This window comes from Pseudomonas sp. 25 R 14 (assembly GCF_900004755.1).
GTDB lineage: Bacteria > Pseudomonadota > Gammaproteobacteria > Pseudomonadales > Pseudomonadaceae > Aquipseudomonas > Aquipseudomonas brenneri.
The window spans coordinates 48,846-59,128 of record NZ_CVTS01000050.1 but is presented as its reverse complement, the minus strand read 5'-3'; the positions used below and the strand labels follow the sequence as shown (position 1 = coordinate 59,128).

At 61.8% G+C, this 10,283-nt stretch carries 9 protein-coding genes; all 9 read left to right on the top strand.

Annotated features, from left to right (window positions below):
• The first annotated feature begins 467 nt into the window (after positions 1-467).
• The 9 genes from BFQ03_RS17435 (at position 468) to BFQ03_RS17395 (ending at position 10,236) form a co-directional block, all read left to right on the top strand.
• Positions 468-2,072, top strand: coding sequence for a dermonecrotic toxin domain-containing protein (locus tag BFQ03_RS17435; RefSeq protein ID WP_065943634.1), 1,605 nt, complete (start codon positions 468-470; stop codon positions 2,070-2,072).
• Between the two features lie 93 nt (positions 2,073-2,165).
• Positions 2,166-2,519, top strand: a complete 354-nt coding sequence (locus BFQ03_RS17430) for a hypothetical protein (RefSeq protein WP_065943633.1) — start codon at positions 2,166-2,168, stop codon at positions 2,517-2,519.
• Positions 2,520-2,758: 239 nt separating this feature from the next.
• On the top strand, positions 2,759-3,718 hold the full coding sequence (locus tag BFQ03_RS17425; protein WP_003218556.1) for an AAA family ATPase: 960 nt from the start codon (positions 2,759-2,761) through the stop codon (positions 3,716-3,718).
• 5 nt (positions 3,719-3,723) lie between these two features.
• Complete coding sequence (locus tag BFQ03_RS17420) at positions 3,724-4,656, top strand: DUF58 domain-containing protein (RefSeq protein ID WP_065943632.1); 933 nt, start codon at positions 3,724-3,726, stop codon at positions 4,654-4,656.
• Positions 4,653-5,147, top strand: coding sequence for a DUF4381 domain-containing protein (locus BFQ03_RS17415; RefSeq protein WP_032860898.1), 495 nt, complete (start codon positions 4,653-4,655; stop codon positions 5,145-5,147). The genes BFQ03_RS17420 and BFQ03_RS17415 overlap by 4 nt, the downstream gene beginning before the upstream one ends.
• A complete protein-coding gene (locus tag BFQ03_RS17410; protein ID WP_032860899.1) occupies positions 5,140-6,228 on the top strand; it encodes a vWA domain-containing protein in 1,089 nt (362 codons plus the stop codon). Before BFQ03_RS17415 ends, BFQ03_RS17410 begins: the two co-directional genes overlap by 8 nt.
• A complete protein-coding gene (locus BFQ03_RS17405; protein WP_032860901.1) occupies positions 6,225-7,961 on the top strand; it encodes a tetratricopeptide repeat protein in 1,737 nt (578 codons plus the stop codon). The genes BFQ03_RS17410 and BFQ03_RS17405 overlap by 4 nt, the downstream gene beginning before the upstream one ends.
• Positions 7,958-9,598: a BatD family protein gene (locus BFQ03_RS17400; protein WP_065943631.1), complete on the top strand. Its 1,641-nt coding sequence runs from the start codon at positions 7,958-7,960 to the stop codon at positions 9,596-9,598. Before BFQ03_RS17405 ends, BFQ03_RS17400 begins: the two co-directional genes overlap by 4 nt.
• Positions 9,599-9,936: 338 nt before the next feature.
• Positions 9,937-10,236: a DUF6124 family protein gene (locus BFQ03_RS17395; RefSeq protein ID WP_174553282.1), complete on the top strand. Its 300-nt coding sequence runs from the start codon at positions 9,937-9,939 to the stop codon at positions 10,234-10,236.
• Positions 10,237-10,283: the final 47 nt, after the last annotated feature.

The window sequence follows — 10,283 nt, the reverse complement described above, 5'->3', positions numbered from 1 at the left end:
GACCGTCATTTCTGTTCGCAGGCAATGATGATAAACACCATAAACGAATCAGGGTGACAGGTGGGTGAAGCTGGACAAGTCAATGAGGTCACATTCGACGTCCACTGGATGTGCCACCTGCGGACGACGGCACGACGGGCAGGTCAGGGTCACGCAGAAGGCACATCCGTTACGCAGCTTAACGAGTGCAGCAAGCAGGCTGCTTGCTGCACTGCGACATATTCGGTCAACACCCGGCAATGCACGGTTGCACCAAGAGCAACCGCCCCCGCCACTCAAGTGTTGACTGCCGATTAAAAGCGAGGCGGGTCATGCATGAATGACCCGTTAGCTGACAGGTAAAATCTCATACATTCGTACAATCTAATTCCTAGCTCCATACAGGAACCGCACTTCAAAATTCAGTCACTTAGTTTGAGCAGGTATTTCCTTCAGCAAAGGCCCTACTACCACTCAACGAGGCTCAATTGAACATACATTCACCCGCCATTAGCACCCCATCCGGTGGGAACCAGGTCCCTTCCGTACGGCCCGCTACGCAATCAAGCCCGGACAAGGCAGCCATTGCCCCCAGGCAGGACCTTTCGGCGGCCTATTTCAAAGCGCCAGTATCCGCTAATAAGGCAGTGGAACAACTCATCACCGACTATACGTACCCCAAGACACCGGACGAAGTCACTTCGCTTGAGGTTAGGCGCCAGATCAAGGAAAAGTTTGGTAAAGATATTGACCCCGATAAAACTTACTTAGTGAGTATTCAGTATGATCACCGTACTAACACCCCACCTTATAGTGGAGTCATTGTTCAAAAAATATCACTGACCCAGGCGGCAAGGCTCAACCAGCAGGACGAACCTGATTTCCACGGGGCGAAACGCTCAAAAGAAGACGGCCCCTTTGAAATAAGAAAAAGTTCAAGGCATACAGAAAAGCCTGATGCCTTTGGTATGTTCCCCCGCCCAAATGAGACCGGGTTCAGCAGCCACTTTCAAGGCATTTACACTGAACCGCAGCAGGCGTCTGCGAATGTCTATGATGCAAGCAATAGAATCGACATCTCAGCAACTGACTTCAAACAGATGGTCTGGGACAACAGCTACAAGTCCCCCTATGACCAGTATCTGAACAGTTACTGGACCAGCAATTCCCGACATGCCTATACCGAAGCGTCCAGAGGCGCCTTTTTGAAGGCATCGCACACACAACACCAGGACAGGTCCCTTACCGAAAATGATCGACAGACTGCCATGGGCGTCGCAGGCATACCGGCCGACAAAAATTACCTGTCCCTCAATCACAATGACCTGATACAGCCCTACAAGGCTGATCCAAATCTGGAAACCAAATTCCTCACGTTCAAAGGTTTTAACATGCGCGCTTTTTACACACAGGATAAGTCCACAGGAAGGATCTTGTTGTATCTACCTGGCCAGGCATCCATGTTGAAAGGCTTCGATTCCAAGAAAGAAATGAATAAGTGGCTGGCCGAGCAATTGAAAGATCCGGAACAAGCCGAAAATTTCAAACTTTACTTCCGTCCTCAGGACCGCCCCAATGAATTCCTGTCCAAAGGCATCGATGCACTCATAGACAATACCCGCGATGTGCTTAACAGTGACCTTCCTGTCTCCACGCAAGAAAAGCTCGGCTACTTTGACGAGGGCGGCCTATTCGGCGGCCAGGTTGTCCAAGGGAACCCGTTCGAGGAACTCCAGCAACGCACCGAGGAGGACCTGAAAAGCGCCACTCGTTTTCAATTCGTACTCAATCGCGACGTCACGGCAAAGACGGTGTTCAAGTACCTCGACTGGGCAAAATATGGGCTGCTCCTTCTAGCCCCGCTAGGCATCGCTTACCCACCGCTGGGGATTGCACTGACTGTGGCAAGCGTCTCACTGGGTGCAGCCGAGTTCGGCGTTGGCATAGACAGCTATATCAACAAGCGCCCAGAGGCAGACAAGCTCATCAGCGAAGGTGCCTCGAAAACCCTTACACCAATCTTTACCAGTGGTTTGGGGAATGCCTTAAAACCGATAGGCAGCACAATCAGTGCTTGGGCCCTCAAACCCTGATGCCCGCTTGATACAAAAGCCGACACAAAGTTCGAGGTAGTGGCAGAATTAAAGCCTGCCGGCCTGAAGCCGCCTTTCCAGACAGGATTTTACATGCAACTGACCACCCTCCACCTGCTCGCCACCCCCTGCGACGACGAAGAAGACAACATGGCCATGCTCTGCTGCCACGGCGCCCATGGCGAGATGTTCATGCTGTCCCGTTATCCGGATGAGGACGAGGTGGAGCTCACCTGGGATTACGAGCCTTCGACCCTGGACGGCCTGAAGATCACCCTCGGTGCAACCACCTTGCTGGTGGAGATTGGTGCGGCGGACAAGGACGCATTGGGCGGCAGCGATCACCTGCAAATCACACACAGCACGCCTGATTCGGACATGGCCGAGGTGGAGCAAACCCTGCAGAACATTCTCAAGGGCACCGGCACCTACATCCGCACGCCTTGATTGGCGGCTGAAAAATCGCCATCGCGGGTAAGCCCGCTCCCACATTTGGATTGGTGTAGGAGCGGTCTTGCCCGCGATGAGGCCCTCAGCGACGCCAAAAACCCCAGACCTTTCCCACAAACCCCAAAAAATACCCCCCGGTTCGTTAGTCGCCAGCCCCTCCAATGCATTAAAGTAAGCGCCCCAGGCCCTGGCATTTTTCACACTCCCCAGGCTCATCTTTCCAGGAACCGTCATCGATGGAACATCGTGAAGCGCTGCTCGCGCTGCGAACCTTTCTTTCTACGCAGATTCTCGGCCAGGAAAAACTCATCGAGCGCCTGCTCATTGCCCTGCTCGCCGACGGCCACATGCTGGTAGAAGGCGCTCCCGGCCTGGCCAAGACCAAGGCCATCAAGGAGCTTGCCGAAGGGATCGAAGCACAGTTCCATCGCATCCAGTTCACCCCCGACCTGTTGCCCGCCGATATCACCGGCACCGAGATCTATCGCCCGGAAACCGGCAGCTTCGTGTTCCAGCAAGGGCCGATCTTCCACAACCTGGTGCTGGCGGACGAAATCAACCGTGCCCCGGCCAAGGTGCAGTCGGCCTTGCTGGAGGCCATGGCCGAGCGCCAGGTCAGTGTCGGGCGCAGTACTTATGAGCTGTCGCCGCTGTTTTTGGTGATGGCCACGCAAAACCCCATCGAGCAGGAAGGCACCTACCCCCTGCCCGAAGCCCAGCTCGACCGCTTCCTGATGCACGTCAAGATCGGCTTCCCTGACGCCGCCGTGGAGCGGCGCATCCTGCAACAGGCCCGTGGCGAAGCCCTGAATGGCGAGACCAAGCCCGAGCGGCGGGTCAGCCAGCAGGCGATTTTCGCTGCACGCAAGGAAATCCTCGGCCTGTACATGGCCGATGCGGTGGAGGAATACCTGGTGCAACTGGTCATGGCCACCCGTACCCCGGCCAAGTTCGACCCGGAAATGGCCGAGTGGATTGCCTACGGCGCCAGCCCCCGGGGCTCGATCGCCCTCGACCGCTGCGCCCGGGCCCACGCCTGGCTGGCCGGTCGCGACTTTGTCAGCCCGGAAGATATCCAGGCGGTGCTGTTCGATGTACTGCGCCATCGGATCATTCTGTCGTTCGAGGCCGAAGCGGCCGGTATCGACCAGGACCGCGTGGTGCAGCGTATTCTCGACGTCGTAGCCGTCGCTTGATCCCCATGAATGCCGGCGACGGGATCCGTGTCACCCTCAGCGAATTGATCGAGATGCGTCATCGCGTGCGAGAGGTGCAACTGTTTTCCACGCCGAGCCAACGCAGCCCGTTGATCGGCCTGCATCACTCCAAATTGCGCGGGCGCGGCGTCGACTTCGACCAGGTGCGGGTGTACCAGGCCGGCGACGACGTACGCACCATCGACTGGCGCGTCACCGCGCGCACCCAGGAGCCCCACACCAAGCTGTTCCATGAAGAACGCGAACGCCCGATCTTTATCATGGTGGAGCAAAGTTGCCGGCTGTTTTTCGGCTCCGGGCTGATGTTCAAGTCGGTTCTCGCCGCCCAGGCCGCGAGCCTGATCGGCTGGGCCGCGCTGGGCCACAACGACCGAGTCGGCGGCCTGGTGTTCGGTGACAACGAACACTATGAAATCAAGCCGCGACGCAGCAAACAAAGCCTGCTGCAACTGCTCAACCGCCTGGTGCGGGTCAACCAGAGCCTCAACACCGAGAGCCGTCCCGAGGCCGATGCCCTGGGCATGGCCCTGCGCCGTGGCCGCGAAGTACTGCGCCCCGGCAGCCTGGTGATTGTGATCTGCGATGAACGCGCCCTGACCGAAGGTGCCGAGCAACAGCTGAGCCTGTTATCGCGCCATTGCGACTTGCTGCTGCTGCCGGTGTCCGACCCGCTGGACCATGCCCTGCCCGCCGCCGGGCTGCTGCGTTTCGCCGAGCGCGGCGCGCAGTTGGAAATCGACACCTTGAACTTCGAACTGCGCCAGGCCTACAAGGCCCAGGCCGAAGCACGCATCGCCCGTTGGGAGTTGCTCGCGCAGAAGCTACGGGTCTTGCTGATGCCCTTGAGCACCCAGAGCGAAATGGTCGAGCAACTGCGCGAATACCTCAACCCGCAACGCCCGGTGAAAAAGCCATGAGCCGCCTGGACCCACTGCAACCGCTGATCGCCCCGCCGGCCATTGGTTTCTGGCCACCGGCGCCGGGCTGGTGGCTGTTGCTGGTGCTGATCCCCCTGGCGGGCTGGGGCGTGTGGTCACTGCGTCGTTTCCTGCCGGGCAAACGCCCCGTGGGCCGGGCCGAACAGCCTCTGGACCCATTGCGCATTGCCGCCCTCGCAGAACTGGCGCTGATGCCCAAGCCCTACGATGGCGCACCGGCCGGCGCCTGGCTGCAACAGCTCAATGGCCTGCTCAAGCGCCTGTGCCGCAACGACTACCCCTACAGCCAGAGCCACACCCTCAATGGCCGCAAATGGCTGGCGTTTCTCGACAACCGCTGCCCGGCGGCCGGCCTCACGCGATGGATGGTCCTGGTGGAAGGCGCCTACAAACCCGAATGCAAACTCGACGACAAGGCCATTGCCGGCCTGACGCAAGCGGTCGACACCTGGATTCGCAAACATGTTTGAGTTCGCCTGGCCGTGGGTCTTTGCCTTGTTGCCCTTGCCGTGGTTGATGCGCCTGATCCTGCCGGTGGCCGACAGCGGCGAGCCGGCCTTGAAAGTCAGCTTCCTCGGCGACCTCGAAGGCCTGGCCCGGCGGCGCGCGCGGATCAACCTGCCAGGCTGGCGCCAACAGGCACCTTTCGTAGTGCTATGGCTGTTGCTGCTGACCGCCGCCGCCCGCCCGGAATGGCTCGGCGAGCCGTTGCCAATCGCTGCCAGCGGCCGCGACCTGCTGGTGGCGGTGGATGTATCCGGCTCCATGGACTTCCCTGATATGCAATGGCAGGACGAAGACGTCAGCCGCCTGAGCCTGGTCAAGCACCTGCTTGGAGACTTTCTCGAAAGCCGCGAAGGTGACCGTGTTGGCCTGATCCTGTTCGGCAGCCAGGCCTACCTGCAAGCACCACTGACCTTCGACCGGCGCACCGTGCGCACCTGGCTGGATGAAGCGCGCATCGGCATTGCCGGCAAAAACACCGCGATTGGCGACGCCATCGGCCTGGCCCTCAAGCGCCTGCGCCAACGCCCGGCACAAAGCCGGGTGCTGATCCTGGTCACCGACGGCGCCAACAATGGCGGCGAAATCGACCCGCTGACGGCCGCCCGCCTGGCCGGCGAAGAAGGGGTGAAGATCTACCCCATCGGCATCGGCGCCAACCCAGAACAAACCGGGACCCTGGGCATGCTCGGCCTCAATCCGAGCCTGGACCTCGACGAACCGGCACTCAAGGCCATTGCCGAGGCCACCGGCGGGCAGTACTTCCGCGCCCACGACGGTGCAGAACTGCAAGCGATCAAGGAAACCCTCGACCAGCTGGAACCGGTGGCGCAACAGCCGACCCAGGCCCGTCCGGCCCAGGCGCTGTATAGCGGGCCGCTGGCCCTGGCGCTGTTTCTGAGCCTGTTGCTGGTGATCCAGGAGCGCTGGCCGGACAACGCCCTGCAGCGTCTGCTCAATAAACTCTCGACCAAGGGCCATTTCCTGCAACAGCACCCGCAATGGCGCCAACGCCTCAACCGCCTGCGTTTACGGAGGCGGCGATGATCGCTTTATGGCCGCACTGGATGCGCCCCTGGTGGCTGTTACTGCTGCCTGTACTTTGCTGGTTGCTGTGGCAACTGTGGCATCGGCAGAAACGCGCCGGGCGCTGGCAGATGATCCTGCCGCCGGCTTTCCACGCCGCCCTGCTCAGTGGCGGTAATGGCCGGGAAAGCAAGTCGCCATGGCTGCTGCTGGGCCTGGCCTGGCTGCTGGCGACGCTGGCCCTGCTCGGCCCTGGCTGGCAGCGAGTCGAACAGATCAGCCAGAAACCCGCCGACCCGCTGGTGGTACTGCTGGAACTGACCCCCGAGATGCTCGCCACCGACAGCCCGCCCAACCGCCTGGAACAGGCGCGGCGCAAGCTGGTGGACCTGCTGCAGGCGCGCAGCGATGCGCAGACCGCCATCGTCGTCTATGCCGGGAGTGCCCATACGCTGGTGCCGCTGTCAGATGACCTGGCTACCAGCCGCAACCTGTTGGATGCCCTGCGCCCCTCGATCATGCCCGAGGCCGGCCATCGTGCGGACCTGGCAGTGGAAAAAGCCCTGGACCTGCTCAAGCACGGCGGCCTCGGCCAGGGTCGCTTGTTGCTGATAGGCTCGTCACTGTCCAAACAGGAGCGCCAGGGCATTCGCCTGCTGCTGCAAGGCCAGGCGCCGAGCCTGTCGATCCTCGGAATCGGCAGCCGCGAAGGCACACCTGTCACCCAGGAAAGCGGTGAGTTCCTCAAGGATGAACAAGGCGCAATCCTGATCCCGCGCCTGGACAGCCCGACGCTCAAGGCCTTCGCCAGCGAAATGGGCGGTCGCTATCGCCAGGCGCGCCTGGATGACAAGGACCTGCGCAACCTGGGTCTGCTGGACGGCCCGCAAAACCTGCGCGACGACGGCCAGCGCCTGCAACTGGACACCTGGGCCGACCAGGGTTACTGGTTGCTGCTGCCGCTGCTGTTGCTCGCCGCCTGCGCCGGGCGCCGGGGCTGGCTGTTCTGCCTGCCGTTGCTGCTATTGGCAGCACCACAGCCCAGCTATGCGTTCGACTTCCAGGATCTGTGGCTGCGCCCCGACCAACAGGGCCAGTACCTGCTCAAGCAAAAGCGCCCGGCCGAGGCCGCCGAACACTTTGAAAACCCGCAATGGCAAGGTGTCGCCCTGTATGAGGCAGGCAACTACGCCGAGGCAGCCCGGCGCTTTGCCGAGGGCAATGACGCCTATTCCCACTACAATCGCGGCAACGCCCTGGCCCGCGCCGGGGAGCTGGAAGCCGCGATAGACGCCTATGAGCAAGCGCTGGAAGCCCAGCCGGACTTGCAGCCCGCCTTGAAAAACAAAGCCCTTGTCGAAAGCCTGTTGCTGGAAGAACCGGAACCCGAACCGCCAACACCTGAAAAAAACGAGGATGACGAATCCGCCCAACCCGGCCAAACTGCGCAACCAGGCGACAACAGCCAGCAAACCAGCAGCGGCGAGCAATCCCCCCAGGGCGCGGGCCAGGCGGGCACGGCTGAGAAACCCACCGCCCCCCCGCCGCCTGCTGGCAACAACGAAGTACCCGGCAGCGAACTGGGCGACGAACAGACCACCACGCCCCCCTTGCGCCCGGCCGAAGCCAACCTCGACGAGGAGCACCGCCAGGCCCTGGAACAATGGCTGCGACAGATCCCGGACAACCCCGGCGAGTTGTTGCGACGCAAATTCTGGTACGAACAGCAACAACATCAGGACAAGACTCGATGAGCCGCTGCACCCCATTCCTCTTAGTACTCGCGCTGTGGGCCGGCCACGCCCAGGCGGTCGAACTGGCTGCCAGTCTCGACCGCAGTCGCGTCAATTCCGGGGAAACAGTGGAGCTGACAATCGAGTCCAACGACGTCACCCAGTTCGGCAAGCCGGACCTGTCGCCCCTGGACCCGCTGTTCGACGTACGCGGCACCCGCCAGATCAACCAACTCACCACCCTCGACGGAGCCAACCACGCGACGACTCGCTGGATCATCACCTTGCAGCCCAAGACCACCGGCACCGTGGTGATCCCGTCGCTGCAACTGGGTGAGTTCAAGACCCAGGCGCTCAGCCTGCAAGTGGACGAAACCCTGGGCCAGGACAGCGACAACCAACTGGCGCCGGTCTTCATCGAAGCCAGTCTCGACCAGGACAGCGTCTATGTGCAGGCCCAGGCCCTGTTGACCGTGCGCATCTACCATTCGGTGGCGCTGTATGACGACAGCAGCCTCGCCCCCTTGCAGTTGTCTGACGCGCGGGTCGAGCAAGTGGGCGATTCACGCACCTATGAAAAAGTCATCAACGGCGTGCGCCATGGCGTGATCGAAATGCGCTACGGGATCTACCCGCAGCACAGCGGACAACTGCTGATCCCCGCGCAAATGTTCAGCGCGACCATGGTCGAACCGCGCCCGGCCCAGGGCACTGCGCCCCAGGCGCCGAGGCCTGGCAAGCTGTTGCATGTCAATTCCACCGAGATCCCCCTGACAGTCAAGCCCAAGCCGGCGCTCTATCCAGCGGATGCCCCCTGGCTGCCGGCCCGCAGCCTGAGCCTGGGCGAAAGCTGGAACCCGGAACCGACAAACGTACAGGTCGGCGACTCTCTCACCCGCATCCTCACCCTCAAGGCCGAAGGCCTGGCCAGCGCCCAGTTGCCCGCGCTGCCAAGCACCGAAATCGCCGGTCTGCGGCGCTACCCCGACCAGCCGGTGCTGAGCAACCAGAACAGCGAACGCGGGGTGATCGGCAGCCGCGAAGACCGCGAAGCCCTGGTGCCCAATCGCGCCGGCGCCCTGGAGTTGCCCGCGGTGGAGGTGGTGTGGTGGAACACCCACGAGGACCACCTGGAACGCACCAGCCTGCCGGCCCGCACCCTGCAAGTGGCGGTCAACCCGAGCCTGGTGGTCGACACCCCAGCCACCCCCACGGTCATCACTGCGCCGGACGATGGCCGCCTGTGGATCTGGCAACTGACCAGCCTGATCTTCGCCTGCACCACCCTGCTCGGCTTCGGCCTGTGGTGGCGCGCCCGCTCACGCCCGGCAATCCTGCGCGCCGCCCAGACCGGCCCCAGCCCGCGTACCTTGCTCGATGACCTCAAGCGCGCGAGCCAGGCCAATGACCCCCAGGCCACGCGTCAGGCCCTGGATGCCTGGGCACGCCAGCAACCGGAAACCCTGGCGGACATGGCCGCGCGGTTTGTGCCGTTGTCCGATGCGCTGGATGGGTTGAATGGTGCGCTCTACAGCGAAAGCGGCCAGTACTGGCAGGGCGAGGAGTTGTGGCGGGCGGTCAAGGCCATCCCCATGGCCGAACGCGAACAGGCGCCGGTGGCCGACAGCACCAGCCTGCCGCCGCTGTATCCCAAATAACCGTAAGCTCCCTGACATGCATTGTTAAAGGCCAGCAATCCCTATCCCTTTAATTTGCAGGACGTTTCCTAGACAATCCCACGGCCTTGCGCCTGTTCACCTCACTGGCTAGCCTTCGCTCCGTCGCTGCATATCAGCGATCGGGTGTGAGAACCTGTGAACCAGTAGGCGCCAAGCGCCACAACCGTCTGCACCATGTTCTATGGCGGCTGTGTGCGGGCAGACTTCGGTCTGGCCGGAGTCCTACTGTCCGGTATTCTCACCCCGCACATAGCTGCCACCTTGTTGTCGAGTGAGACCGGCATCGAGATGGCTCCCTTTTCAGTAGGAGCTTCTGCATGAACAAAATCGTCCCCGACCCACCCCGCTTTACCCCCGACCGCGAAATCTTCGACCGCGCCCTGCGCCACTACCTGCAACCCACTTCGCCCCCGTCCTTCACCGTGCAGCAAGACCTCAGCTTCGAAGACGCCCTTGCCCAAATCTGCGACCTGCTGCGCTGCGCAGCCGCCACCGCCGCCGGCACCACCCAGGGGATGGTCGGCGATCAACGCCACATGGCTGGTGCCACCGCGCACTTGATAGACAAGGCAAAAACCCTAGCTGACCGCGCGCTGGACTGCCTCAAACCCCATTGACCCTCTACACGTTGCCTGCATGGATGCAAGCGTGCAGGCATTTACAG

What these genes read in the sequence shown, in the direction of transcription:
- BFQ03_RS17430 (WP_065943633.1), top strand. Translation starts at nt 2,166, where the DNA reads ATGCAACTGACCACCCTCCACCTGCTCGCCACCCCCTGCGACGACGAA.
- BFQ03_RS17425 (WP_003218556.1), top strand. Translation starts at nt 2,759, where the DNA reads ATGGAACATCGTGAAGCGCTGCTCGCGCTGCGAACCTTTCTTTCTACG.
- BFQ03_RS17420 (WP_065943632.1), top strand. Translation starts at nt 3,724, where the DNA reads ATGAATGCCGGCGACGGGATCCGTGTCACCCTCAGCGAATTGATCGAG.
- BFQ03_RS17415 (WP_032860898.1), top strand. Translation starts at nt 4,653, where the DNA reads ATGAGCCGCCTGGACCCACTGCAACCGCTGATCGCCCCGCCGGCCATT.
- BFQ03_RS17410 (WP_032860899.1), top strand. Translation starts at nt 5,140, where the DNA reads ATGTTTGAGTTCGCCTGGCCGTGGGTCTTTGCCTTGTTGCCCTTGCCG.
- BFQ03_RS17405 (WP_032860901.1), top strand. Translation starts at nt 6,225, where the DNA reads ATGATCGCTTTATGGCCGCACTGGATGCGCCCCTGGTGGCTGTTACTG.
- BFQ03_RS17400 (WP_065943631.1), top strand. Translation starts at nt 7,958, where the DNA reads ATGAGCCGCTGCACCCCATTCCTCTTAGTACTCGCGCTGTGGGCCGGC.
- BFQ03_RS17395 (WP_174553282.1), top strand. Translation starts at nt 9,937, where the DNA reads ATGAACAAAATCGTCCCCGACCCACCCCGCTTTACCCCCGACCGCGAA.